Origin of the sequence: Streptomyces sp. NBC_01268 (assembly GCF_036240795.1) — a bacterium.
In the GTDB taxonomy this organism is placed as follows: Bacteria; Actinomycetota; Actinomycetes; order Streptomycetales; family Streptomycetaceae; genus Streptomyces.
This window is the reverse complement of sequence record NZ_CP108454.1, coordinates 1,336,071-1,361,778: the sequence shown is the minus strand read 5'-3', so window position 1 is coordinate 1,361,778 and position 25,708 is coordinate 1,336,071. Positions and strand designations below refer to the sequence as shown.

Genomic DNA, 25,708 nt, shown 5'->3' with positions numbered 1-25,708 from the left:
GCACCGCCGCCGCGCCGGACCGACCCTGAAATCACGCCGGATCCCGCGCTTCGATTCCCGCCTTTCCGGCCATTTCTCCGGACCCTCGACGGGGTGGATTTTCCGCCATCTCCGACGCGTCCGGCGACGTCGAATCCGTCGCAGTTGACATATCTCGGCGGGCGAGCGCGGCATTAGGTGCACCGCATGCAAGGCTGGGCGGTCGGATTTCGTGCGGTTGCCCGCGTCCGGGAATTCACGCTCCGGCCGGCGGTGCTCCGCGGCCCGTTGCCGAATGCCGCCCCGGAGGGACGTACCGATGAGAGCCGAATCCCCGCCGGAGCCGTCGTCACCCGCTCCGCCCGCGCAGTCGGCGCCGCCGGCTCCGCCCGTGTCGTCCGCGCCGTCCCCACCGGTGCCGCTCGGGCGCCGCCAGTTGCTCGCGGCCTCCGCGGGGAACGTGGCCGAGTGGTACGACTGGCTCGCGTACGCGTACCTGTCGGTCTACTTCGCCGACCGGATCTTCCCGCCCGGCGGCGGCCCGGCCGTCCTCGCGCTCAACACCTTCGCGGTCTTCGCGGTGGGCTTCGCGGCCCGCCCCGTCGGCGGACTGCTCATCGGCGTGCTCGCCGACCGGCGCGGCCGCCGGACCGCGATGGCGACGACGATCACGCTCATGGGGGCCGGTCAGCTGGCCATGGCCGCGCTGCCCACGTACCAGCAGATCGGGGTGGCCTCCCCGGTGCTGCTCGTCGTCATCAGGCTCGCCCAGGGGCTCTCCGTGGGCGGCGAATCGACGGTGTCCGCGGTCTTCGCGGTCGAGTCCGCCCCGGCCGGCCGCCGCGGTCTCTACTCCAGCGTCGCCTACGTCAGCGGGAACCTCGGGCAGCTCCTCGCCTCCGGTGTCGCCGCCCTGCTCGCCTGGCAGCTCACCACGGCCCAGATGCACGCCTGGGGCTGGCGCGTCGCCTTCGGCATCGGGGCCCTCGCCTGCGTGGCGGGGCTCTGGATCCGGCACGGGACCGAGGAGACCCTCCCGTCGGCGGTGCGGGAGACCGCCCGGCCGCGCCCCTTCGACTTCCTGCGCGGCAATCCCAGGGAAGCGGCCCTCGTCGTCGGCATGACGCTCGGGGCCACGGTCGTCTTCTACACCTGGACCACCTTCCTGCCCACCTACGCGCGCCTCGTCGTGGGCCTCGCCCCGGGCACGGCGCTCACCGCGAGCACCGTCTCGCTGGCGTTCTTCATCGTCCTCCAGCCGCTGGCCGGCCTGCTGTCGGACCGGGTGGGCCGCAAGCCGCTGCTGATCACCTTCGGGGTGGGGTTCACGGTGCTGACCGTCCCGCTCCTCGGGCTGCTGCGGGACTCCTTCTGGAGCCTGCTGCTGATCTCGTGCGCGGGCATGGTGCTGCTCACCGGGTACACCGCCGTCAGCGGCGCGGTCATGGCCGAGCTGTTCCCCGCCTCCGTCCGCACCACGGGCGTCGGCGTCCCGTACGCGCTCACGGTCGCCGCCTTCGGCGGCACCGCCCCGTACCTCGCGACGGCCCTGATCGACCGGGGCCACGCGGGCTGGTTCGGGTGGTATGTCTCCGGCCTTGTCCTCCTTTCGACGCTCGTCTACGTCGGAATGCGCGAGACGAAGGGTGTCGCCCTGAGGTGAACCACGTTTCGGATGGTGAATATTCTTGGCCGGTCGTTCCGTTGCTCTGCTGTGATGTGCTTGAAATGGATGTTTAGGATCCATGCGATGCCCATGACTCGCGGGGGAGGAATAGCAGTGAACAGAATGACCATGGTTATCGGGTCCACAGCAGGTGCCGGGTACCGGAGAGCGCAGCAGGGTGCCGGGCGTTCGCCGTTGCTCAAGATGGCGAGGCTCTCGGAACAGGAACTGATAGAGGCCGAGGCCTGCAATCCCTTCGACAGCGCCGCCGGGCACCAGCGGCTGTACCGCGAGGACGCCGCCGTGCTCGACTCGCAGCGGTACGAGTTACGGCTGACCCCGCTGTCCAATCCGGCGGGGAACGACAGCGCGGCGAACTCCCCGTGGATCGCGGCCCGGGTGCTCCTCGCCGGAGGGCACCCGATCGCCCTCGCCGGACTGCGCAGCGTGCTCGACTCGGCACAGGGCGAGGGCCTCCGGGTGGTGGGCGCCGTGCGGGACCAGTGGCAGGCGCTGCGCGAGATGCCCCGCTACCGCCCCGACGTGGTGCTGCTCGGCGCGTCCGAAGCGCTGCACAAGGACCTGGCCACGGCCCGCTCCCTGCGCCGCTCCAAGGGGGCCGCCCAGGCGCGGATCATCCTGCTGCGGAAACCCGAGAACGCGGCCCAGGTCACGCGGATGCTCAAGGCCGGGGTGAGCGGGGCCTTCCCGCTCGACCAGGACCCGAGCTGCGTGGTCCGGGCCATCTCGGTCGTTGCCGCCGGCGGTTCGATCTTCCTGCCGGCGCCGCTGGAGGACGACGCGTTCGCCGAGGGGCCGCACCCGGCCGACGAGGACGGGGGCGAACTGCCTCTGGACGAGGCCGAACTGACGGGACGCGAGCAGGACGTCCTCGCCATGCTGGCCCGTGGGCTGTCGAACGCGGAGATAGGGCGGGAGCTCTCCCTGTCGGTCGCGACGGTCAAGAAGTACCTGACCGGGGCCATGCGCAAGATCCGGCAGCCGGACCGGCTGAAGGCGGCGCTCTACGCCCTGCGCCAGGGCCTGGCGTAGCGGCCGACCGGCACGGCGATCGGAGGGCGGGGTCCGCGACGGGCCCCGCCCTCACGCGTCCCCCGCGCCCCGCCTCCCGGGCCCCGCCTCCCGGGCCGCCGCCGGCTGCGGCCGGGGAGCCGTGGGGAGCCGTGGGGAGCACCCGGGGGCGACGAAAGGACCAGCGGACCGGGGGCCGTGCGCCCGGCCGCCCGGACCGGGCCCGCCGGGCCCGGTCCACCCGCTTCCCACCCGCTTCCCACCCGCTTCCCACCCGCTTCCCGCCCGCGGGCACGCCCCGAGCGCCGTCCCGCGCACCGCCCCGCGGCTTCCCGGCGGGTCTCCCGGGGCTCCTCCCCGCGCTCCGAAGGTTGCCCCGATCCGGGCCGAAGGGAGGTTCTGACCGGATGGCCTTCTTCCTAGCGTGGTCGGTGGCCGGGCGCCCGATGCCCGGTCACCGTTTCGCAGAGGGAGAAGTTGATGAGTGCAGCGGCCAACGGGGGCATAGCGGTGGGGCCGGCCCTCGGCCTCGCGGCCCCCCGGTCCGTCGACACCGACAGCGAGACCCGGACGAGCGTGTTCGCCGCCATGCCGGACGCGGAGCGCGCCGCCCTGTGGCGGCAGCGGCTGCACGAGGCCGAGGCCGGGCTGACCCGCTTCCTGGTGGGACTCGGCCTCGCCGCCGACCTGGAGGGCTGGTTCGGACTCCAGGCGGAGATGTTCGCCGACCTGCCCACCGGCACCACCGGCTCCGCGACGGCCTGGCAGCGGATCTTCTTCCGCGGCCAGGCGCTCATGGAGCGGTTCCTCGTCGCCCGCTACGGCGAGGACGTCCTCGCCGAGTGGGCCGCGGCCAACGCGGAGGTCCACCGCTGGGTCGAACCCGACCGCGGCGGCGGCGCCGCCGACCCCATCCGGCGCATCGCCCGCCAGGCCGAACTGTACGGCTCGGACTACGAGGTGAGCACGGACCGGGAGACCGGGGCCACCACCGCCGCCGTCGACATCACGCACTGCGCGATCTGGGACTACCGGGAGAAGGCCAGGAGCGGCGACGGGGTCCGCCTCACGCTCGCCTCGCCGTGCACGTACTGCACCCGGGCCATGTCCGCGAACGTCCGCGCCAAGGGGTACCAGGTCTCCTACCGGCTCAGCGAGGACCGCGGCGAACACGGCTGCCGCTGGGAGGCCACCGCCCCGGCCGCCGCCCCGACCACCGCCCGGGAGGCGTGATGTGCGGCATCACCGGCTGGCTCGACTGGCAGCGCGACCTGCGCGCCGAGCTGCCGACCGTGCGGGCCATGACCGACACCCTGATCTGCCGCGGCCCCGACGCCGGCGGCACCTGGCTCTCCCCGCACGCCGCACTCGGACACCGCCGGCTGTCCGTCCTCGACCTCGCCGGCGGCGTCCAGCCGCTGACCGACACGGCCGACGAGCGGGCACCGCGCGCCGTGCTCTCGTACAACGGCGAGCTGTACAACTACCGGGAGCTGCGCGCCGAACTCCAGTCCCTCGGCCACCGCTTCCGCACCGAGTCCGACACCGAGGTCGTCCTGCACGCCCACACCCAGTGGGGAGCCGACGCGCCCCGCCGGCTCAACGGCATCTACGCGTACGCCATCTGGGACACCCGGACCGAGGAGCTCACCCTCGTCCGCGACCACCTGGGCATCAAGCCGCTCTACTACCACGCGTACGCCACGGGTCTGATCTTCGGCTCCGAACCCAAGGCCGTCCTCGCCAACCCCGGCTTCCGGGCCGAGCTCGACAGCGAGGGCATCGCCGAGCTCTTCGCCCTGCCCGCCGCACCCACCGCCGGACACGGCCTGTTCCGCGGACTGCGGGAGGTACGCCCGGGGCACCTCCTGCGGGTCACCCGCGGCGCCACCCGCGAGGTGCGCTACTGGCAGCTGACCTCCGCCGTCCACGAGGACGACGCCGCCACCACCACCGAGCGCATCCGCGAGCTGCTCACCGACACCGTGGAACGCCAGCTGATCAGCGACGTCCCCCTGTGCACCCTGCTCTCCGGCGGCATCGACTCCAGCGCCATCACCGCGCTCGCCGCCCTCGCCCGCGGCCGGGCCGGCCACGACAAGGTCGACACCTTCTCCGTCGACTTCCCCGGCAGCGGCGACGCCCTGCGCCCCGACCGGTGGCGCACCACGCACGACGCCCCGTACGTCCAAGCCGTCGTCGACCACCTCGGCACCCGGCACTCCCGCGTCGTCATCCCCGACGACGACCTGCTGGAGGCGCGCGACGCCGTGCTCCGCGCCCGGGACAGGCCGGGCTGGGGCGAGATGGACGCCTCGCTCTACCTGCTGTTCCGCGAGGTCCGGCGGCAGTCCACGGTGGCCCTGTCCGGCGAGGCGGCCGACGAGGTCTTCGGCGGCTACCCGTACTTCCACACCCCCGAGGCCCTCGCCGCCGACACCTTCCCCTGGCTGCACGGCCGCGAGACCCCCGCCGCGCTGCTGCGCCCGGACGTCAGAGCCGCGGTGCGGCCCGAGGAGTACACCGCCCAGCAGTACCGCGACTCCCTCGCCCGGACCCCCGAACTCCCCGGCGAGGACGGCACCGAACGGCGCCTGCGGCAGGTCGGCCACCTCGCGCTGACCCGCTGGCTCCCCCCGCTGCTCGACCGCGTCGACCGGGTCAGCATGGCCGTCGGCCTGGAGGTGCGCGTGCCCTTCTGCGACCACCGCCTGGTCGAGTACGCGTGGAACATCCCCTGGCAGATGAAGTCGCTCGGCGGCTCGCCCAAGGGCGTGCTCCGCGAGGCCGTCCGGGACCTGCTGCCCGCGCAGGTGGTGGACCGGCCCAAGAGCGGCTACCCCTCCACCCCGGCCGTGCGCTACACCGAGGTGCTCACCGCCCGCGTGCGGGACCTGCTCGACGACTCCGCGGCCCCCGTGTTCGACCTGGTCGACCGGGAACTCGTCCGGGCGGCCCTGCGCGACGGACGGCCGCTGCCGAGCCCCCGCACCGCCCCCAACCCGGTCGGCGGCCTGGACCACCTGCTCCAGGTCGACGAATGGCTCCGCGCCTACAAGGTGGCCCTCCGATGAGCGCACCCGTCCACCCCGACGCCGTCCACCCCGATGCCGTACGCCTGGCCGCCCGCACCTGCGCGACCGGTGTCGCCGTGCTCACCACCCGGTCCGGCGACGAGGTCTTCGCCAAGACCGTCTCGTCCTTCGTCACCCTGTCCATGAACCCGCCGCTGATCAGCGTGGCGGTCACCCGGCACAGCCCGCTGGTGCAGGCCGTCGGCGACTCCGGCCGACTCGCGCTCAGCGTGCTCCGGGTCGGGCAGGAACACCTCTCCCAGCGGTTCGCCACCCCCGGCGCGGGCCGCGCCACCGGCTCCTTCAGCGGGGTGCCGACCCGCACGGAGGTCACCGGAGCCCCGGTCGTCGAGGACTGCCTCACCTGGTTCGACTGCCAGTTGCACAGCGTCCTCCCCGGAGGCGACCACAGCATCCTCATCGGTCTTCCCCTCGCCGCCGCCGCCGCCCCGACGGGGCAGCCGCTCCTCTACCACGAGGGCGGCTACCACGCCCCCACCCCCCTCACACCCCCCTCGCCCCCGCGCCCGGACCGGGCGCCCACCGCACCTGGAGTCCGTACATGAGCCGACCCACCACGACGACCGGCACGACAGGCCCCCTCGGCGTGCGGACCGGCGACGCCTACCGTGCCAGCCTCGACGACGGCAGGGAGCTCTACCTCGACGGAAAACGGATCACCGACCCCGCCTCCCACCCCGCGTTCAAGCCGTCCGTCGACGAACTCGCCCGGATCTTCGACCTCCAGCACGACCCCGCGCACGCCCCGGTCATGACCTGGAAGGACCCGGAGAGCGGCCTCACCCTCGGCCGCGCCTACCAGCCGACCCGCACCCTGGAGGACCTGCGCGCCCAGCGCGCCAGCGCGGAGCTCTGGCTGCGCGAGAGCCTCGGCCAGCACGGCCGCTCACCGGCCTTCATGTCGTCCATCGCGCTCGGCCTCTACGACTTCCGGCACCGCCTGGAAGCCAACCGGCCCGGATTCGGCGCCAACGCCGAGGCCTGGTACCGCCACTGCGCCACCAACGACCTCGTCCTCACCCACGCGCTCGGCGACCCGCAGATCGACCGGTCGGCGGACCCCGTGGACGACCCCGACCTCGCCCTGCGGGTGATCGAGGAGAACGACAAGGGCATCGTGGTGCGCGGCGCCAAGCAGCTCACCACCCTCGCGCCGACCGCGCACGAGGTGCTCGTCTACCTCTCCGCGTCCTTCACCCAGCGCAGCGCCGAACAGTTCGTCGTCTGGTGCGCCCTGCCCCTGAACACCCCCGGCCTCATCACGCTGTGCCGGGAGCCGTTCGGCGCCGAACCGTTCGGCCACGAGCACCCGCTCGCCCGGCGCTTCGACGAGCAGGACGCCATGCTGTTCTTCGACGACGTACTGGTCCCCTGGGACCGGGTGTTCCTGCTGCGCGACGGAGCCCTGGCCCGTACCGGACTCGGCCGGATCAACGCGTGGAGCTCGTACATCGGGCACATCCGCTACCGGGAACGCCTCCGCACCCTGCTCTCCACCGCCACCATGGTCGCCGAGAGCATCGGCGTCGACGGCTTCCGCAACGTGCAGGAGGAGCTCGGCAAGCTGGCCGGCTACGTCGAACTGACCGAGTACTTCATCGACGCCGCCGAGGCACGGGCCACGACCACCGACAGCGGCCTGCTGGCCCCCGGCGACACGGCGGCCGCCCGCGTCTGGTCCGCCGAGGTCGCCGCGAGCGCCCTGGCGGCCGTACGCAACATCGGCTCGGCCGGCGTCCTCATGCAGCCCACCCCCAACGACCTGGCACACCCCCGGCTGCGCCCGCACCTCGACCGCTACATGCGCGGCAAGAACATCCCGGCGGACCGCAAGTCCCGGCTGTTCCGGCTCGCCTGGGACCTCACCGGCGACAGCTTCGGGCAGCGCCAGGACCTGTACGAGTACGTGCACCGCGGCGACCTCGCCCGCAACCGGATCAACCTCTACCTGCGGCACGACCAGAGCGAGACCCGCGGCCGCCTGGAACAGCTCCTCGCCGGCCCCGACGCCCCCGCAGGCCCCACCGACTCCCCGAACCAGGAAGGCGCACGCCCGTGACCCACTCCGCCGTCGAGATACAGGCCAGCACCCTCGCCGGATACTCCGACGCGAGCAGGCTCCGCCAGGCCAACGACCAGGACTGGGTGCTCGACGAGGCACCCGCCGCCCCGCGCGTCCACGCCGACCTCGGCAGCGGCATCGGCCAGCTGCTCCAGGCCAGCCTGGAGCGCTTCCCGTCCCTGGAGACCGCCGTGGGCCTGGAGCAGTCCGCCTTCCGGCTGTCCGAGGCGGCCAGCCGGCTCCAGCCCTACGGCGACCGGGTCCTGCTGCGCCAGGCCGACCTCACGGCCCCCGAGCCGCTGGAGCTCAGCCCCGACCTGATCACCATGACCTCGGTGCTCCACTGGCTCTACCCGGTCGAGTTCCGCCTCTTCGACTGGGTCGGGCAGACCCTGGCCCGCGGCGGCACCTTCCTGCTCACCACGTACCACCCCGAGCGCGACGAGCACGGCCTCGGCGGCGAGGACGACATCGTCCGCGACGCGCTGGCCGCCCTGGGCCGGGACCGGGCGCTCGTGCCCGGCTTCCTCGCCGCCGGAGACGTCATGCCCATCGCCACCCGCACCCGGGACACCGAGGGCCTGCGCCGGCTCCTCGAACGCGACCTGCGGATCGTGTCGACGGCGGAGCGGGACGCGGTCGTCCAGGTCGGCAGCGCGGCCGAGTACGAGCACTTCCACGCCGCCACCTTCGGCGACTACTACAGCCGGATCGTCGAGCCCCCGCTGCGGCAGACCTTCTTCCGGGCCGTCGGCGAGGCCGCGTGGCGCCGCCAGCAGGAGCGCGGACACGTCAGCCACATGCCGGTACGGCTCTGGAAGCTGACGACCCGCGACTGAACCGGTCCGCGTGCCGTCGCACCGGCACCCCCCCACGGCCCGCCGGGGCGCCCACCACGGGCGCCCCAGCGGGCCACGCTCGTGCGAACTATCATGTCCGGGTCCCGTCCGGGCACGTGTGAAGGAGTCACACCATGTCAACTCCCGCAGCCGGCCGTGAACTCGGTGCGTTCTTACGGGCCCACCGCGCCCTGCTGAAGCCGGAGGACGTCGGCCTGCCCGCCACCTCCCGCCGCCGGACGCCCGGGCTGCGCCGCGAGGAGGTCGCCTCCCTCTCCGGCGTGAGCATCGCCTGGTACACCTGGCTGGAGCAGGGGCGCGTCACCGCCTCACGGCAGGTGCTGGAGTCCGTCGCACGGGTGCTGCGGCTCGACGAGGCGGAACTGCGCCACGCGCTGCGCCTCGGCGGCTACTACGAGCCCGAGACCGCCCGCGCCCAGGACCAGTGGGGCGAGTCCCTCCAGCCCGTGCTCGACTCCTGGCCCACCAGCCCCGCCGTCCTGGTCGACCGCAACTTCGACATGGTCGCCTGGAACGAAGCCTGGGCCGCGCTCTGGGGCGAGCCCACGGCCGTCCCGGCGGGCCGGCGCAACCTGATGTGGCTCGTCGCGGCCGACGAGCGGCTGCGCGCCGTGCTGCGGGACAGCGACTGGGAGCCCCTCGCCATGAGCGTCTTCCAGCACTTCCGCGCCCAGGCCGGCGCCGGACCGTCCGACGAGCGGGTCGACGAGCTGTACCGCCAGCTCGCCGCCGACGTGCCCGAGCTGAGCCACTGGTGGGGCTGCCACTCGGTGGGCGGCCTCACCACCCGGGTCGTCACCGCCACGCCCGCGGGCGGCGACCCCATCCGGCTGTCCCTGTCGTCGCTGCGCCCGCTCGACGCCCCCGCCTCGCTGATCCTGCTGTTCACGCCGAAGAGCCGACAGGACGGCGCGGCGGTCGCCGATCTCGTCGACCGTCCGCTGCGTCCTGTCGGCTCCGCACGGAAAGCGGGCTGAAGGCGCGACCGCGGGGGAACGGTCACCGCGCCTCCAGCCCGGTCCAAGGGGGTGAGGGGCCCGGGCGGCCACGTGAGCGCGCTCCGGGCCGCTCACCGGGCCGCGCACCGCGCGGGCCCGCTCCGGCTCAGGCGCTCTCCGCCGCGCCCACCGCACCGGACCGCTCAGCGCCCCGGCGCAGCTGCGCCGTGACCATCAGGCCGCCGAGCGCCGCGACCAACGCCAGCACCACACCGATCACGGCCGTGCCCAGCGTCAGATCGGCGAAGAGGCCCACGGCCCAGGCGCCGATGCCCGTACCGGCGTACATGGTGGAGGTGAGCCAGGCGCTGGACGTCGCCCGCAGCTCGGGGGCGGCCGTGCCGGCGAGCGTCTGCTGGTCGGTGACGAAGCCGCCACTGGCCACGAACCAGACGACCACGCCGAGCAGCGCCAGGATCAGACCCGGGCCCCACACGGTCAGCGCGATGCCCACGGCGAGCAGCAGGCCCCACACGGCCAGCATGGGCTGGTCCGTACGGCCCTGGGCGCGGGCCTTGTCGCCCAGCCGGCCGCCCAGGGTCGAGCCGACGATGCTGCCGGCACCGACCAGGACGCCGATCAGGCCGAGCACGGTCACGGACAGGTCGAAGCGCTCCGCGAGCACCACGCCCATGAAGGTGTAGGCACCCAGGTTCGCCGCGTTGAAGGCGGTGTTGACCAGCAGCGACCGGCGCAGCGCGCCGTGGCCCCAGGCCGCGAACACCGCACGGGCGCCCATGTCGCCGGAGGGCTGGGCCGCCTTGGCCGCCGGAATCTGCGCGAGCAGCATCGGGACCACGACCAGCGTGCCGATGGCCATGGCCCAGAACGCCGCCCGCCAGCCGGCCGCGCCCGCCAGGAAGCTGCCCAGCGGCACGCCGAGCACCTGGCCGCAGGAGAAGAACGCCATGCCGAGGCCCAGGGCCCGGCCGCGCACGGTGTCCTCGGTGGTCTCCGCGATGTGCGCCCAGATCGCCGGACCGGCGGCCGCGGCCGCGAGGCCGGCCAGCGCCCGCGACACCACGAGCAGGGTGAGGCCGTCGGAGAGCGCTGCGGCCACGTTCGAGAGCAGGAAGAGGACCGAACCGACCAGCAGGGTGCGGCGGCGGCCCACCCGGTCGCTCACCAGGCCGAGGAACGGCGCGCAGATCGCGTACACGAGCACGTACGCCGTGACGCTGTACGCCGCCGCCGACTCCGTGATGCGCAGGTCCGAGGCGATCGTCGGGAGCAGCGGCGACACCAGGAAGGTCTCGGTGCCGAAGAGGAACAGCAGGACGAACACGGAGGCGTAGGGACCCCACCGGAAGCGCGCCGGGGCTGTGGTGGGGGCTGCGGGCGAGGTGGGAGGACTGTCCATGACGACGGTCTGCCTTTCGAGCGAGGTTCACGATTTCCGGGGACGTCGGTGCCGGCCCCCTCACCTTGGTCCGCCCGCCGAAGGCCAACCAGCCAGGCGTTGGTCCTGTTAGTAGGAGTCACCGCATGAACGCCTGGCTGGTTGCCGACCGGGCCGCCGCGCACGCTGGAGGCGACCCGCCGCTCCCGTAGTCCAGTCCCCGGGAGACGCACGACCTCCTGAAAGGACCGTCAGACGTGCCCACCAGCGACCGCCCTCCGCACGCGCAGCCCAAGTGGGGCGTCACCCTGCCGCTCCCCGGCATCACGATCGGCCACCACAAGCACATCGTCGAGCGACTGCCCGACATCGGGTACTCCGACGTGTGGACCGCGGAGGGCGGCGGCACCGACGCCTTCACCCCGCTCGCGGCGACCGCGGCCTGGTCGCCCACGCTGCGCCTCGGCACCGGCATCATCCCCGTCTACACCCGGGGCCCGGCCCTGATCGCCCAGACCGCCGCCACCCTGGCCCAGATGGCTCCCGGACGCCTGCTCCTCGGGCTCGGCTCCTCGGTCCCCGCGCACGTCAGCGACATCAACGGCATCCCGTTCGAGGAGCCGTTCAAGCGCACCCGCGACGTGCTGCGGTTCGTCACCAGGGCGCTGCGCGGCGAGTACGTCGCCGACGAGTTCGACACGTTCGACATCACCGGCTACCGGCTGCCGCATCCGCCGACCGAACCGGTCAAGGTCATCCTGGGGGCGCTGCGCCCCAACATGCTCAGGCTCGGATTCGGCGAGGGCGACGGAGCCATCACCAACCTGCTCTTCCCGGAGGACGTCCCCACGATTCTGGAGGCCGTGGGGCCGCAGCCGCTCGGCAAGGAGCTGGTCGTCAAGCTCTTCGTCTGCCCGACCGAGGACAAGGCGTACGCCCGCGCCAACGCCCGCCCGTTCCTCGCCTGGATCCTCAACCGCGAGCCCTACCGGAAGTTCCACGAGTGGCTCGGCCACGGGGAACTGCTCCGCGAATGCAACGAGTTCTGGGCCGCGGGCGATCCGGCGGGCGCCCAGAAGGCACTCCCCGACGACGTGGTCGACGGGCTGTTCATCAGCGGCTCGCCCGAGGAGTGCCGCGAGCAGATCATGCGCTACCACCTGCCCGGCGTGACGAGCATCCAGCTGTTCGTCTCGCTGCCCCCCGACGCGTTCTACAGCCAGGAGACCGTGCTCGACGTCCTCAGGCGGCTGGGGCCGGCCGCCGCCTGACCACGACCGAGCCCACCCCGAGCACTTGACGGAAGGTAGACATGGACGGAGACACAGCACGCGACTGGCGGCAGCTGCCCGCGGCGCAGCAGCCCGAATGGCCGGACCCCGGCGCCCTCGCCGAGACCCAGGCGTTCCTGCGCTCGTGCCCACCGCTGGTCTACGCGGCGGAGTGCGACCGGCTGACCGAGCGGCTCGCCGCGGTGGCCAGGGGGGAGGCCTTCCTCCTCCAGGCGGGCGACTGCGCCGAGACCTTCGGCGGCGTGGGCGTCGACCAGATCGACAACAAGCTCAGGACGATCCTCCAGATGGCGGCGGTGCTCACGTACGCCGCCTCCGTACCCGTGGTCAAGCTGGGCCGGATGGCCGGCCAGTACGCCAAGCCGCGCTCCAGCGCCGTCGAGACGCGCGACGGCACGACCCTGCCGTCGTACCGCGGCGACGCGGTCAACGGGCTCGCGTTCACGGAGGAGTCCCGGCGGCCGGACCCGCACCGGCTGCGGCAGATGTACCACGCGTCGGCCGCCACCCTGAACCTGGTCCGGGCCTTCACCACCGGTGGATACGCCGACCTGCGCCGGGTGCACGCCTGGAACCGGGACTTCGTGGCGCTCTCCCCGGCCGGCGAGCGCTACGAGCGGCTGGCCGGCGAGATCGACTCGGCCCTCGACTTCATGCGGTCCTGCGGCACGCTGCCGAGCGAGCTGGAGACGGTCGAGTTCTACGCCAGCCACGAGGCGCTGCTGCTCGACTACGAGTCCGCGCTGACCCGCCAGGACTCCCGGACGGGCCACCTCTACGACGTCTCGGCCCACATGGTGTGGATCGGCGAGCGCACCCGGCAACTCGACGGCGCCCACGTGGCGTTCGCGGCCGCCGTGCGGAACCCGATCGGGGTCAAGCTGGGACCGACCTCGTCCGCCGACGACGTGCTCGCCCTGATCGACCGGCTCGATCCCGAACGCCGCCCGGGCCGCCTCACGTTCATCACGCGGATGGGCGCGGACCGGATCACGGACGTCCTGCCCGGACTCGTGGAGAAGGTCACGGCGTCCGGAGCCCAGCCGGTGTGGACCTGCGACCCGATGCACGGCAACACCTACGAGTCGGCGAGCGGCTACAAGACCCGCCAGTTCAGCCGGATCCTGGAGGAGATCAAGGGGTTCTTCGAGGTGCACCACCAGCTGGGCACCCACCCGGGAGGCATCCACGTGGAGCTGACCGGCGACGACGTCACCGAGTGCGTCGGCGGCGCGGACGCCATCGGGGACGAGGACCTCCGCACCCGCTACGAGACCGCCTGCGACCCCCGGCTCAACCGCAGCCAGTCCCTCGAACTCGCCTTCCTCATCGCCGAGATGTACGGAGCCCGGCGACGCGACACCCGCGGCTTCGACCGCCTGACCGAGGAGCGTCGTTGAGCAGGCTGCGTTGGCTGACGGCGGGGGAGTCCCACGGACCCGCGCTGGTCGCGACCCTCGAAGGACTTCCCGCAGGCGTGCCGGTCACCACGGCGCTGGTGGCCGACCATCTGGCGCGGCGGCGGCTGGGTTACGGGCGTGGTGCCCGGATGAAGTTCGAGCAGGACGAGGTGACCTTCCTCGGTGGTGTCCGCCACGGTCTCTCGCTCGGCTCGCCCGTGGCGGTCATGGTCGGCAACACGGAGTGGCCGAAGTGGGAGACGGTGATGTCGGCGGATCCGGTCGACCCGGCGGAGCTGAAGGAGACGGGCCGCAACGCGCCGCTGACCCGTCCGCGTCCCGGTCACGCGGATCTCGCCGGGATGCAGAAGTACGGTTTCGACGAGGCCCGGCCGGTTCTGGAGCGTGCGAGCGCCCGTGAGACCGCCGCGCGTGTCGCCCTCGGTGCGGTGGCCCGCTCGTTCCTGAAGGAGGCGGCGGGTATCGAGATCGTCTCGCACGTGGTCGAGCTCGCGGCGGCGAAGGCCCCGTACGGGGTGTACCCGACGCCGGCCGATGTCGAGAGGCTGGACGCCGACCCGGTGCGTTGCCTGGATGCGGATGCGTCGAAGGCGATGGTTGCGGAGATCGACCAGGCTCACAAGGACGGTGACACCCTGGGTGGTGTCGTCGAGGTCCTTGCCTATGGTGTGCCGGTCGGTCTCGGTTCGCATGTGCACTGGGACCGGCGTCTCGACGCCCGGCTCGCGGCCGCGTTGATGGGCATCCAGGCGATCAAGGGTGTCGAGGTGGGTGACGGTTTCGATCTGGCCCGGGTCCCTGGTTCGCAGGCGCATGACGAGATCGTCCAGGGCCCGGACGGCCTGACGCGTGCCACCGGCCGCGCGGGTGGTACGGAGGGCGGTTTGAGCACGGGTGAGCTGTTGCGGGTGCGTGCGGCGATGAAGCCGATCGCGACGGTGCCGCGGGCGCTGGCCACGGTCGACGTCGTGACCGGTGAGGTCGCCGCGGCGCATCATCAGCGGTCCGATGTGTGTGCGGTGCCGGCGGCGGGGATCGTGGCCGAGGCGATGGTGGCGCTGGTCCTGGCGGACGCGGTGCTGGAGAAGTTCGGTGGCGACAGCGTCCCCGAGACCCGCCGCAACGTGCAGTCCTACCTGTCCCATCAGGAGATCCCGTGCGCATAGCGGTCTCGGGATCCATCGCCACCGACCACCTCATGGCCTTCCCCGGTTCCTTCACGGAGCAGCTGATCGAGGACAGCCTGGACCGGATCTCGCTCTCCTTCCTGGTCGACGAGCTGGAGATCCGGCACGGCGGGGTCGCCGCGAACATCTCGTACGGGCTGGGGAGTCTGGGACTCGCCCCGGTCCTCGTCGGGGCGGCGGGCGGCGACTTCGGCGCCTACCGCGTACGCCTGAAGGAGGCCGGTGTCGACACGGACTCCGTCCTCCTCTCGACCGTCCGCCAGACCGCCCGCTTCGTCTGTCTGACCGACCGCGAGCAGAACCAGATCGCGTCGTTCTACGCGGGCGCGATGGCGGAGGCGCCCGACATCGACCTCCGGCGGATCGCCGACCGGGTCCCGGACCTCGGCATCGTGGTGATCTCGCCGAACGACCCCGCGGCCATGCTGCGCCACACGGCAGAGGCCAGGGCGCTCGGCATCCCCTTCGCCGCCGATCCCTCCCAGCAGCTCGCCCGGATCGACCGGGACGAGGCCAGGGAACTCGTGACCGGCGCCCGGTGGCTCTTCTCCAACGCGTACGAGGCGTCCCTCCTGCGCGAGCGGACCGGCTGGGGGCGCGCCGACATCCTGTCCCGGGTGGGCGTCTGGCTCACCACCCTCGGCGCGCAGGGCGTGCGCATCGAGCGGGCCGGCGAGCCGCCCCGTACCGTCCCCGCCGTACCGCCGAGCGGAGCCGTCGAGCCGACCGGGGCGGGCGACGCCTTCCGGGCCGGCTTCCTGGCCGCGGTCAGCTGGGGCGAGGACCTCCGGGCCGCCGCCCGGTTGGGGTGCGCCGTCGCCTCGTTCTCCCTGGAGGGAAGGGGCGCCCAGGGGTACGCCCTCGCCCCGGACGCCCTGGCCGGGCGCCTCGCCGACACCTACGGCGGTGCGCCGACCGCGTCGCTCAGCCGCCGCCTGCGGAGCCCTCTGAGCCGCCGGTGACCTCGGGCGGGAGGGCCGCTTCCGCGCTCACAGCTTGCGGAACAGGCCCTCCTGCACCACCGACACCAGCAGCCGGCCCTCACGGTCGTAGATCCGGCCGCGGGCCAGCCCCCGCCCGCCGTGCGCGATCGGCGACTCCTGGTCGTACAGGAACCACTCGTCGGCCCGGAACGGGCGGTGGAACCACATCGCGTGGTCGAGCGACGCCATGTCGAAGCCGCGCGGCCCCCACAGCGGCTCGACCGGGATGCGCACCGCGTCGAGGAGCGTCATGTCCGAGGCGTAGGTCAGCGCGCAGGTGTGCACGAGCGGGTCGTCGCCCAGCGGCCCCACCGCGCGCATCCACACCGCACTGCGCGGATCGGCGCCCTGGACCTCCTCCTTCGACCAGCGCAGCCGGTCCACGTAGCGGATGTCGAAGGGCTGGCGGCGGGCCATCCGCTCCAGCGCCTCCGGCAGCGCCCCCAGGTGGTCGCGGATCTCGTCCGCGAGGTTCGGCAGGCTCTCCGGATCGCCCAGGTGCCGGGGCGGCAGCTGGTGCTCGAAGGCCGACTCCTCCGGCCGGTGGAAGGAGGCCGTCAGATTGAAGATCGTCCGGCCGTCCTGGACGGCGGTGACCCGCCGGGTGGTGAACGAGCGCCCGTCGCGCACCCGTTCCACCTGGTAGACGATCGGCACGCCCGGCCGCCCCGGCCGCAGGAAGTACGCGTGCAGCGAGTGCACCGGCCGCTCGCCGTCCGTGGTGCGCCCGGCCGCCACCAGGGCCTGGCCGGCGACCTGCCCGCCGAAGACCCGCTGCAGCGACTCCTGCGGGCTGCGGCCGCGGAAGATGTTCACCTCGATCTGCTCCAGGTCGAGCAGGTCCACGAGCCTCTCGGCGGGGTTGGTCACCTCATGCTCCTTCGGGAGTGTCTACAGCTGTCCGACCGACGTCACGCGCACGACCGCCAGGCCCTCCTCGTCCGAGGCCGCCAGGTCCACTTCCGCGCTGATGCCCCAGTCATGGTCACCGTTCGGGTCGGCGAAGGTCTGGCGGACGCGCCACAAACCGTGCGCCGCGTCCTCCTCGATGGCGAGCAGCTTCGGGCCGCGCGCGTCCGGCCCGGTGCCCAGGTCCTCGTACTCGTCCCAGTACCCGTCCATCGCCTCGCCCCACGCGTCGGCGTCCCAGCCGGACTCGCCGTCCAGCTCGCCCAGCGCGTCCACGTTGTCCAGTGCCGCCAGCTCCACCCGGCGGAACATCGCGTTGCGCACCAGGACCCGGAAGGCGCGGGCGTTCGCCGTGACCGGCTTGACCTGGTCGGCCTTCTCCTGCGCCTGCTCGGCGGTCTCGACGTCCGGGTTCGCCAGCTGCTCCCACTCGTCCAGCAGCGAGGAGTCCACCTGGCGCACCATCTCGCCGAGCCACTCGATCAGGTCCTGGAGGTCCTCGGTCTTCAGGTCGTCCGGGATCGTGTGGTCCAGCGCCTTGTACGCGCTCGCGAGGTAGCGCAGCACGATGCCCTCGGTCCGCGCCAGCTCGTACCAGGAGGTGAACTCGGTGAAGGTGAGCGCCCGTTCGTACATGTCGCGGATGACGGACTTCGGCGAGACCGGGTGGTCGCCGACCCACGGGTGCGACTTCCGGTACACGTTGTACGCGTGCCAGAGCAGCTCCTCCAGCGGCTTCGGGTACGAGATGTCCTGGAGCCGCTCCATGCGCTCCTCGTACTCGACGCCGTCCGCCTTCATCCGGCCGACCGCCTCGCCGCGTGCCTTGTTCTGCATGGCGGCGAGGATCTGGCGCGGGTCGTCGAGGGTCGACTCGACCACCGAGACCATGTCCAGGGCGTACGAGGGGGACTCCGGGTCCAGCAGGTCGAACGCGGCCAGCGCGAAGGTCGACAGCGGCTGGTTCAGCGCGAAGTCCTGCTGGAGGTCGACCGTGAGCCGGATCGTGCGGCCCTCGGCGTCCGGGGTGTCCAGCTGCTCCACCACGCCGCCGTCGAGCAGCGAGCGGTAGATCGCGATGGCCCGGCGGATGTGCCGCAGCTGGTTCCGGCGGGGCTCGTGGTTGTCCTCCAGCAGCTTGCGCATCGCGTCGAAGGCGTTGCCCGGCCGGGCGATCACGGACAGCAGCATGATGTTCGTGACCTTGAACCGCGAGGTCAGCGGCTCCGGCTCGGAGCCGATCAGCTTCTCGAAGGTGGTGTCGCTCCAGGCGACGAAGCCCTCGGGGGCCTTCTTGCGGACCACCTTGCGGCGCTTCTTCGGGTCGTCGCCCGCCTTGGAGAGCGCCTTCTCGTTCTCGATGACGTGCTCGGGCGCCTGCGCGACCACGAAGCCCGCCGTGTCGAAGCCCGCCCGGCCGGCCCGGCCCGCGATCTGGTGGAACTCCCGCGCGCGCAGCGTCCGCACCCGGGTGCCGTCGTACTTCGTCAGCGCCGTGAACAGCACCGTGCGGATGGGCACGTTGACGCCCACGCCGAGGGTGTCCGTCCCGCAGATCACCTTCAGCAGACCGGCCTGCGCCAGCTTCTCGACCAGCCGCCGGTACTTGGGCAGCATGCCCGCGTGGTGCACGCCGATGCCGTGCCGCACGTAGCGCGAGAGGTTCTGGCCGAACTTGGTGGTGAAGCGGAAGTTGCCGATCAGCTCGGCGATCCGGTCCTTCTCCTCGCGCGAGCACATGTTGATGCTCATCAGCGACTGCGCCCGCTCCACCGCCTGCGCCTGCGTGAAGTGCACGATGTAGACGGGCGCCTGCTTGGTCTCCAGGAGCTCCGTGATCGTGTCGGTGATGGGGGTGAGCCGGTACTCGTACGACAGCGGCACGGGCCGCGTCGCCGAGCGGACCACCGAGGTCGGCCGCCCGGTCCGCCGGGTCAGGTCCTTCTCGAACATCGAGACGTCGCCGAGGGTGGCCGACATCAGGACGAACTGGGCCTGCGGCAGTTCGAGGATCGGGATCTGCCAGGCCCAGCCGCGGTCCTGCTCCGCGTAGAAGTGGAACTCGTCCATCACGACCTGGCCGATGTCCGCGTCCTTGCCGTCGCGCAGCGCGATCGAGGCGAGCACCTCGGCCGTGCAGCAGATGACGGGGGCGTCGGCGTTCACGGAGGCGTCGCCGGTCAGCATGCCGACGTTCTCGGTGCCGAAGATCTTGCACAGGTCGAAGAACTTCTCCGACACCAGCGCCTTGATCGGCGCCGTGTAGAACGTCACCTGGTCATTGGCCAGGGCCGTGAAGTGCGCACCCGCCGCGACCAGCGACTTTCCCGAGCCGGTCGGTGTGGACAAGATCACGTTCGCCCCGGAGACCACCTCGATCAGCGCCTCCTCCTGAGCCGGGTAGAGCGTGATGCCCTGACCCTCCGCCCATGAGGAGAAAGCCTCGAAAAGGGCGTCGGGGTCGGCGGTCGGCGGCAGCTGATCGATAAGGGTCACGCCCCCATCTTGCCTGGATTCCGCCCGGATGAGGGAACCGGCCATCGGAAGGAAGATCACGGAGGATAGGCTGGCCCGTCGACCGGTCGCGCGACCGGCCGTCCGACCGTGCGTCAACTGGGCGCCGGCGTACGAGGAAACGGGGCGGGTACGACCATGATGGGACCGGCGCACTCGCTGTCCGGAGCAGCGGCCTGGCTGGGTGTCGGGGCGGCCGCGGCGGCCTTCGGCCACCCGATGCCGTGGCCGGTTCTCGTCGTCGGCGCGCTCATCTGCGCGGGTGCGGCCCTCGCCCCCGACCTGGACCACAAGTCGGCCACCATCTCGCGCGCCTTCGGGCCCGTCTCCCGGGGCCTCTGCGAGATCGTCGACAAGCTGTCGTACGCCGTCTACAAGGCGACCCGCTCCACCGCCGACCCGCGCAGGTCCGGCGGCCACCGCACCCTCACCCACACCTGGCTGTGGGCGGTCCTGATAGGGGCGGGCTGCTCGGTGGCCGCGGTCACCGGCGGCCGCTGGGCGGTCCTGGCGATCCTCTTCGTGCACCTGGTCCTCGCGGTCGAGGGCCTGCTGTGGCGGGCCGCCCGGATGTCCAGCGACGTCCTGGTGTGGCTGCTCGGCGCCACCAGCGCCTGGATCCTGGCCGGCGTCCTCGACCAGCCCGGCAACGGGGCCGGCTGGCTGTTCACCGAGCCCGGCCAGGAGTACCTGTGGCTCGGTCTGCCGATCGTCCTCGGCGCCCTCGTCCACGACATCGGCGACGCCCTGACCGTCTCGGGCTGCCCGATCCTGTGGCCGATCCCGGTGGGCCGCAAGCGCTGGTACCCCATCGGTCCGCCGAAGGCCATGCGCTTCCGCGCGGGCAGCTGGGTCGAGCTGAAGGTCCTCATGCCGGTCTTCATGGTGCTCGGCGGGGTGGGCGGGGCCTCGGCCCTCGGGTTCCTGTAGGGCCCGGTCGTCCGATTCCGGTAGGGCCCGGTCGTCCGGCGGGAGTCCCGCCGCCCCAGGAGATGCCGGGGGGCCGGGGTGCCCGGTCGGCTCTCGGCCCGTCGCTCAGGTGGTCGCCCTGGGCATGCCCAGGCTCCCCGTGAGCTGGGCCAGTTCCTCCTGGAAGAGCTTGTCCGGGCTCGACGTCTGCCGGCCGAGGTGGCCGTAGACCTCCAGGGCCACCAGACCGTGCAGGTGTCCCCAGATCCGCAGGGCGAGCGCCACGCCGGCGGGCGGCAGCTCGGGGAAGGCGGGCCGGACCTTGTCGAGCAGTCCGGCGTCGAAGTCGGACCAGGCGAAGGCGCTGCCCCGGTAGAGCGGTTCGGCGTGCGGCCAGGCCGCCGCCGCGAGCGCGGCGAGGCCGGTGCACACCCGGCGGGCGGCGTCGGGGGCGGGGCCGCCCGCCGGGGCCTCGTACCCGGGCACCGGGTCGCCGTAGACGAGCCGGAAGCCCTCGGGGTTGGCCAGGGCCCAGGTTCTGAAGGCGTCGGCCCAGGCCAGGACGCGGGCGGCGGGGTCGGCGGTGGGGGCGTTCGCCCAGGCCGCGTCGACGGCGTCGGCCAGCGCCCCGTACACGTCGCCGATCAGCGTGGTGACCAGGTCGTCGCGGGTCGCGAAGTAACCGTAGATGGCGTTGGCCGTCATCCCCATCTCGCGGGCGATCGCCCGCAGGGTGATGGCGTCGGGCCCGCCGTCCGCCATGAGCCGCAGCGCGGTGCCCTTGATCTCGGCCGTCGTCTCGGCCCGCAGGCGCTCTCGCCGTCCCCTGACGACCCGTTCCGTTCCCGTCACGCAGTCACTCTACAGCGTCACTTGAGTAGGTGGCCGTGCATAAACTTCACGGCGTATAGTTTTCGGTGGATCGCCGTCACGGAACGCCGTCACGAACGGTCACGACCAGGGGAGAGTCATGTTCATCGGAGTGATCGGAGCCACCGGCACCATCGGCAGCCGCGTCGTCGCGGAGGCCTGGGAACGCGGCCACCACGTCCGGGCCTTCGGCCGCGATGCCAGGGGGCCGGCGGCCGCGGAGACCCGTGAGAACGTCACCTGGGCGAACCTCGACGTCCAGGACCCGGCCGCCGTCGCCGCCGCCCTGCCCGGCCTCGACGTCCTCGTCAGCGCCTTCCAGCCCGGCAACGCGGCCCAGGACCTCGAGGACACCGTCCGGCGCTCGATCGCCGACCCGACCGTCTACGCGACCGCGGCCCGGTCGCTGCTGAAGGCACTGGAGAGCCACCCCAGGACCCGGCTGATCGTCGTCGGCGGCGCGGGCAGCCTGGAGACCGAGCCCGGCGTCGTGCTCGCCGACGACGAGGCGCGGATCCACGAGACCCTCGACGCCATCGGGCTGCCCCGCGGTTACGCGGCGGCGGTACGCGGCCACCGCGACGCGCTGAACGTGCTGCGCACCTCGAACCGGCGGTGGACCTACTTCAGCCCCGCCGAGGACATCGCCCCCGGCGAGCGCACCGGCCGCTTCCGGATCGGCGAGGACCGGGCCGTACGGGACGCCGACGGACGCAGCCGGATCTCCGCCGAGGACGCGGCCGTGGCCCTCGTCGACGAGGCGGAGCTGCCCCGGTTCGTCCAGCGCCGGTTCACCGTCGGCTACTGAGACCGTCGCCTCGCGGGAGCCGGGAGCCGGGAGCCGGGAGCCGGGAGCCGGGAGCCGAGTGGGCCTGAGCCCCTGAGCCGGGCGTTCCCGGCTCAGGGGCTCCCGGGCCCGTCCGCGCCTACCCGTGCCAGGAGCGCCACAGGGCCGCGTACGCCCCGTCCGCGGCCACCAGCTCGTCGTGGCTGCCCAGCTCGCTGATCCGGCCGCCCTCGACCACCGCGATCAGGTCGGCGTCGTGCGCCGTGTGCAGCCGGTGCGCGATGGCGACGACCGTCCGGCCGTCCAGGACCTTGGCCAGCGAGCGCTCCAGATGGCGGGCCGCCCGCGGGTCGAGCAGCGAGGTCGCCTCGTCCAGGACCAGCGTGTGCGGGTCGGCGAGGACGAGCCGGGCCAGCGCGACCTGCTGGGCCTGGGCCGGGGTGAGCGCCAGACCGCCCGAGCCGACCTCGGTGTCGAGGCCCGCGTCGAGGGCCCGCGCCCAGCCGTCGGCGTCCACCGCGCCGAGGGCGTCCCACAGCTCGGCGTCCTCGGCGCCCTCCCGCGCGAGCAGCAGGTTGTCCCGGAGCGAGCCGACGAAGACGTGGTGCTCCTGGTTGACCAGGGCCACGTGCTCGCGGACCCGCTCGGCTGGCATCCGGGCCAGCTCGGCCGAACCGAGCGTGACCGAGCCGGAACGCGGGGCGTAGATGCCCGCGAGCAGCCGTCCGAGCGTCGACTTGCCGGCCCCCGACGGGCCGACCAGGGCGAGCCGGGTGCCCGGGGCGACGTCCATCGACACCCGGTGCAGCACGTCCACGCCCTCGCGATAGCCGAAGCGCACCTCGTCGGCGCGGACCCTCCGCCCCTCGGGGCTCAGCGATCCGTCACCCGCCTCCGGCTCGATCTCCCGGACGCCCACGAGCCGGCCCAGTGACACCTGGGCGACCTGGAGCTCGTCGTACCAGCGCAGGACGATCCCGATCGGGTCGACCAGCATCTGCGCGAGCAGCGCCCCGGTGGTCAACTGGCCCACGTCCATCCAGCCCTGGAGGACGAACACCCCGCCGATCAGCAGCACGGAGGCGATCACCACGGTGTGCGTCAGGTCGACGACCGGGAAGAGCACCGAGCGCAGGAACAGCGTGTACCGCTCCCAACGGGTCCATTCCCCGATCCGCCGGTCCGACAGCTCGATCCGGCGCCCGCCGAGCCGGTGCGCCTCGACCGTGCGTCCCGCGTCCACGGTCTCCGCGAGCGCGGCGGCCACCGCCGCGTACCCGGCGGCCTCCGAGCGGTACGCCGCGGGGGCCCGGCGGAAGTACCAGCGGCAGCCCACGACCAGCAGCGGCGCCGCGCACACCAGCGCCAGCGCCAGCGGCGGGGCGGTCACCGCGAGGCCGCCGATCAGCAGCCCCGCCCACACCACGCCGACCACGAGCTGCGGCACCGCCTCCCGCATCGCGTTGGCGAGCCGGTCGATGTCGGTGGTGATCCGGGAGAGCAGGTCGCCCGTGCCGGCCCGCTCCAGGACGCCCGGCGGAAGGGCGACCGAGCGCACCAGGAAGTCCTCGCGCAGATCGGCCAGCATCTCCTCGCCGAGCATCGCCCCGCGCAGCCGCACCAGCCGGGTGAACACCGTCTGGATCAGCAGCGCGACGGCGAACAGGGCGGCCGTGCGCTCCAGATGCAGGTCACGCGCACCGTCCGTCAGCCGCTCGACGACCGAGCCGAGCAGGTAGGGGCCGGCCATCGAGGCCAGCACCGCGACCGTGTTCACCCCGACGAGCAGGGCGAACGCCCCGCGGTGGCGGCGCAGCAGGTCCCGGACGTACGCCCGCACCGTCGCGCCGCCGCCCACCGGCAGCGTCGTCGCCGACCGGGGGGCCGCCGGGTCGTACTCCGGGGGCGCCAGGCCGATCATGCCGACTCTCCTTCCAGCTCTTCTTCCAGCTCTTCGTCCAGCTCTTCGTCCAGCGTCGCGATCCGGTTCGGCTCGGCGTCCCCGGCGTCCCCGCCGTCAACGACCGCGTCGGGTTCGCGCGTGACCACCGCCCGGTAGCGGGGCTCCTCCGCGAGCAGCTCCCGGTGGGTGCCGACCGCGACCGCCGCGCCCTCGTGGACCAGGACCACCCGGTCGGCGAGCTCCAGCAGCAGCGGCGAGGAGGCCAGCACCACCGTCGTACGGCCCGCGCGCAGCCCCTTGATCCCGGTGGCCACCCGGGACTCGGTGTGGGAGTCCACCGCCGAGGTCGGCTCGTCCAGGACGAGCACCTCCGGGTCGGTGACCAGGGAACGGGCCAGGGCGAGCCGCTGGCGCTGGCCGCCGGAGAGCGACCGGCCGCGCTCGGTGATCCGGGTGCGCATCGGGTCGCCCCCGGTGTCGACGGAGGCCTGGGCGAGGGCGTCGAGGACGTCCCCGCACTGGGCCGCGTCCAGCGCGGCCCGCGCCGCGACCGCCCCGGAGGACGGCACGTCGAGCAGCTCCCGCAGGGTGCCCGACAACAGCACCGGGTCCTTGTCCTGGACCAGGACGGCCGTACGGGCGGCGTCGAGCGACAGCTCGTCGAGGGCGACGCCGCCGAGCAGCACCGAGGCGTGGTCCTCGCCCGGCTCCGGAGGATGTCCGCCGAGCCGGTCCGCGAGCCGCCCGGCCACGTCCGGGTCGCCGCACACCACGGCCGTGAACCGGCCGGCCGGGGCGAGCACCCCGGTGACGGGGTCGTACAGATCGCCCGCGGGCAGCTCGCGGTCGGCCCCGGCCCCGGTGTCGTCGGCCTCGGGGCGGACCGTCGTCGTGCGCGCGAGGGCGAGCACCCGCGCGGCGCGCTGGGCGGAGGGACGCGAGAAGGAGTACGCCATCGCGATCTCCTCGAAGTTGCGCAACGGGTGGTGGGTGAGTGCCACCGCGCCGTAGACGGTGACCAGTTCGCCCACCGAGATGCGCCCGTCGAGCGCCAGCCGCGCGCCGTACACCACCACGACGAGCAGCAGCAGTCCGGGCAGCAGCACCTGGACGGCCGCGATCAGCGCCCACATCCGGGCACTGTGCACGGCGGCCGCGCGCACCTCCTGGGAGGCGGCACGGTAGCGGCGGAGGAACAGCTCCTCGCCGCCGATGCCGCGCAGCACCCGCAGCCCGGCGACGGTGTCGGAGGCCAGCTCGGTGGCCCGGCCCGCCTTCTCGCGCTGCGCGTCCGCCCGGCGGGTGGCGCGGGGGAGCAGCGGCAGCGCGGCGAGTGCGAGGACGGGGACGCCCAGGGCCACGACCGCGCCGAGGTCCGGCTGGTAGAGCACGAGCCCGGCGCAGACCACGACCAGCGAGACGGCCGCGGCCGCGAAGCGGGAGGCGGCCTCGACGAACCAGCCGATCTTCTCGACGTCGGAGGTCGACACGGCCACGACCTCGCCGGCCGCCACCCGCCGGGTCAGCACGGCGCCGAGCTCGGCGGTCTTGCGGGAGAGCAGCTGCTGGACACGGGCGGCGGCGGTGATCCAGTTGGTGACGGCGACCCGGTGGGCCATCGTGTCACCGGCCGCGATCGCCACGCCGAGCAGGACCAGCAGTCCCACGCCCAGCGCCAGGCCGCCGCCGTCGCGGTCCACGACCGCCTGCACGGCGATGCCCACGCCGATCGGCAGACCGGCGATGCCGAGCTGGAACAGCAGGCCCCACAGCAGGCACTTCACCTGCCCGCCGAGCTGTCTGCGGCCCAGCCAGAGGAGGAACGTGCCGCCTGAGCGGATGTCCGGGACCCCTGGGTCGGCGTACGGTAGATCGCGAATCTGCATGATGTCCCAGGGCTTT

The 25,708-nt window shown here is 73.1% G+C and carries 20 protein-coding genes; 14 read left to right on the top strand and 6 right to left on the bottom strand.

The genetic code is table 11. The features are described from left to right. Positions 1–298: 298 nt before the first annotated feature. The 8 genes from OG309_RS05675 (at position 299) to OG309_RS05640 (ending at position 9,671) form a co-directional block, all read left to right on the top strand. Positions 299–1,642, top strand: a complete 1,344-nt coding sequence (locus OG309_RS05675) for an MFS transporter (protein WP_329418664.1) — start codon at positions 299–301, stop codon at positions 1,640–1,642. Between the two features lie 207 nt (positions 1,643–1,849). Continuing rightward, the gene (locus tag OG309_RS05670) at positions 1,850–2,698 is read left to right on the top strand and encodes a response regulator transcription factor (RefSeq protein WP_329418662.1); all 849 of its coding nucleotides are present in this window, start codon (positions 1,850–1,852) and stop codon (positions 2,696–2,698) included. Positions 2,699–3,157: 459 nt separating this feature from the next. Beyond that, entirely contained in the window at positions 3,158–3,910 is a 753-nt protein-coding gene (locus tag OG309_RS05665; protein ID WP_329418660.1) for a hypothetical protein, read from the top strand. After that, on the top strand, positions 3,910–5,751 hold the full coding sequence (gene asnB / locus OG309_RS05660) for an asparagine synthase (glutamine-hydrolyzing) (protein ID WP_329418658.1): 1,842 nt from the start codon (positions 3,910–3,912) through the stop codon (positions 5,749–5,751). The genes OG309_RS05665 and asnB overlap by 1 nt, the downstream gene beginning before the upstream one ends. Further along, positions 5,748–6,317 carry a flavin reductase family protein gene (locus OG309_RS05655; protein ID WP_329418657.1) on the top strand — a complete coding sequence of 190 codons (570 nt, stop codon included), beginning with the start codon at positions 5,748–5,750 and terminating at the stop codon, positions 6,315–6,317. The genes asnB and OG309_RS05655 overlap by 4 nt, the downstream gene beginning before the upstream one ends. Then, a complete protein-coding gene (locus tag OG309_RS05650) occupies positions 6,314–7,831 on the top strand; it encodes a 4-hydroxyphenylacetate 3-hydroxylase family protein (RefSeq protein ID WP_329418655.1) in 1,518 nt (505 codons plus the stop codon). The genes OG309_RS05655 and OG309_RS05650 overlap by 4 nt, the downstream gene beginning before the upstream one ends. After that, positions 7,828–8,673, top strand: coding sequence for a class I SAM-dependent methyltransferase (locus tag OG309_RS05645; RefSeq protein ID WP_329418654.1), 846 nt, complete (start codon positions 7,828–7,830; stop codon positions 8,671–8,673). The genes OG309_RS05650 and OG309_RS05645 overlap by 4 nt, the downstream gene beginning before the upstream one ends. Before the next feature lie 134 nt (positions 8,674–8,807). Next, complete coding sequence (locus OG309_RS05640) at positions 8,808–9,671, top strand: helix-turn-helix transcriptional regulator (protein ID WP_329418652.1); 864 nt, start codon at positions 8,808–8,810, stop codon at positions 9,669–9,671. A gap of 127 nt (positions 9,672–9,798) precedes the next feature. Here OG309_RS05640 and OG309_RS05635 read toward each other — a convergent pair whose 3' ends face one another. Beyond that, positions 9,799–11,052 carry an MFS transporter gene (locus OG309_RS05635; protein ID WP_329418650.1) on the bottom strand — a complete coding sequence of 418 codons (1,254 nt, stop codon included), beginning with the start codon at positions 11,050–11,052 and terminating at the stop codon, positions 9,799–9,801. A 236-nt stretch (positions 11,053–11,288) separates the two neighbouring features. Here OG309_RS05635 and OG309_RS05630 point away from each other — a divergent pair, with 236 nt between their 5' ends. Genes OG309_RS05630 through OG309_RS05615 form a run of 4 tightly spaced genes read left to right on the top strand, consistent with a single transcriptional unit; the run spans position 11,289 to position 15,893 of the window. Further along, positions 11,289–12,302 carry an LLM class F420-dependent oxidoreductase gene (locus tag OG309_RS05630; protein WP_329418648.1) on the top strand — a complete coding sequence of 338 codons (1,014 nt, stop codon included), beginning with the start codon at positions 11,289–11,291 and terminating at the stop codon, positions 12,300–12,302. 41 nt (positions 12,303–12,343) lie between these two features. Continuing rightward, positions 12,344–13,723: a class II 3-deoxy-7-phosphoheptulonate synthase gene (locus tag OG309_RS05625; RefSeq protein WP_329418647.1), complete on the top strand. Its 1,380-nt coding sequence runs from the start codon at positions 12,344–12,346 to the stop codon at positions 13,721–13,723. Further along, complete coding sequence (gene aroC, locus OG309_RS05620; RefSeq protein WP_329418646.1) at positions 13,720–14,910, top strand: chorismate synthase; 1,191 nt, start codon at positions 13,720–13,722, stop codon at positions 14,908–14,910. Before OG309_RS05625 ends, aroC begins: the two co-directional genes overlap by 4 nt. After that, positions 14,901–15,893, top strand: a complete 993-nt coding sequence (locus OG309_RS05615) for a carbohydrate kinase family protein (RefSeq protein ID WP_329418645.1) — start codon at positions 14,901–14,903, stop codon at positions 15,891–15,893. Before aroC ends, OG309_RS05615 begins: the two co-directional genes overlap by 10 nt. Before the next feature lie 27 nt (positions 15,894–15,920). Here OG309_RS05615 and OG309_RS05610 read toward each other — a convergent pair whose 3' ends face one another. Continuing rightward, complete coding sequence (locus tag OG309_RS05610; RefSeq protein ID WP_329418643.1) at positions 15,921–16,784, bottom strand: acyl-CoA thioesterase; 864 nt, start codon at positions 16,782–16,784, stop codon at positions 15,921–15,923. Positions 16,785–16,805: 21 nt separating this feature from the next. Beyond that, positions 16,806–19,379 (bottom strand): DEAD/DEAH box helicase, encoded by a 2,574-nt coding sequence (locus OG309_RS05605; RefSeq protein WP_329418641.1) that lies wholly within the window; start codon positions 19,377–19,379, stop codon positions 16,806–16,808. A gap of 96 nt (positions 19,380–19,475) precedes the next feature. On the opposite strand from OG309_RS05605, the gene OG309_RS05600 reads away from it, so the two are divergent. Then, positions 19,476–20,267: a metal-dependent hydrolase gene (locus tag OG309_RS05600; protein ID WP_329418640.1), complete on the top strand. Its 792-nt coding sequence runs from the start codon at positions 19,476–19,478 to the stop codon at positions 20,265–20,267. Positions 20,268–20,372: 105 nt separating this feature from the next. Here the strand turns inward: OG309_RS05600 and OG309_RS05595 are convergent, their stop codons facing one another. After that, positions 20,373–21,098, bottom strand: a complete 726-nt coding sequence (locus tag OG309_RS05595; protein ID WP_329418638.1) for a TetR/AcrR family transcriptional regulator — start codon at positions 21,096–21,098, stop codon at positions 20,373–20,375. Between the two features lie 118 nt (positions 21,099–21,216). On the opposite strand from OG309_RS05595, the gene OG309_RS05590 reads away from it, so the two are divergent. Next, positions 21,217–21,924 (top strand): NAD(P)-dependent oxidoreductase, encoded by a 708-nt coding sequence (locus tag OG309_RS05590; protein ID WP_329418637.1) that lies wholly within the window; start codon positions 21,217–21,219, stop codon positions 21,922–21,924. Between the two features lie 118 nt (positions 21,925–22,042). Here the strand turns inward: OG309_RS05590 and OG309_RS05585 are convergent, their stop codons facing one another. Together OG309_RS05585 and OG309_RS05580 are read right to left on the bottom strand one after the other, a co-directional pair. Next, positions 22,043–23,824, bottom strand: a complete 1,782-nt coding sequence (locus OG309_RS05585; protein ID WP_329418636.1) for an ABC transporter ATP-binding protein — start codon at positions 23,822–23,824, stop codon at positions 22,043–22,045. Further along, on the bottom strand, positions 23,821–25,692 hold the full coding sequence (locus OG309_RS05580; protein WP_329418635.1) for an ABC transporter ATP-binding protein: 1,872 nt from the start codon (positions 25,690–25,692) through the stop codon (positions 23,821–23,823). The genes OG309_RS05585 and OG309_RS05580 overlap by 4 nt, the downstream gene beginning before the upstream one ends. Positions 25,693–25,708: the final 16 nt, after the last annotated feature.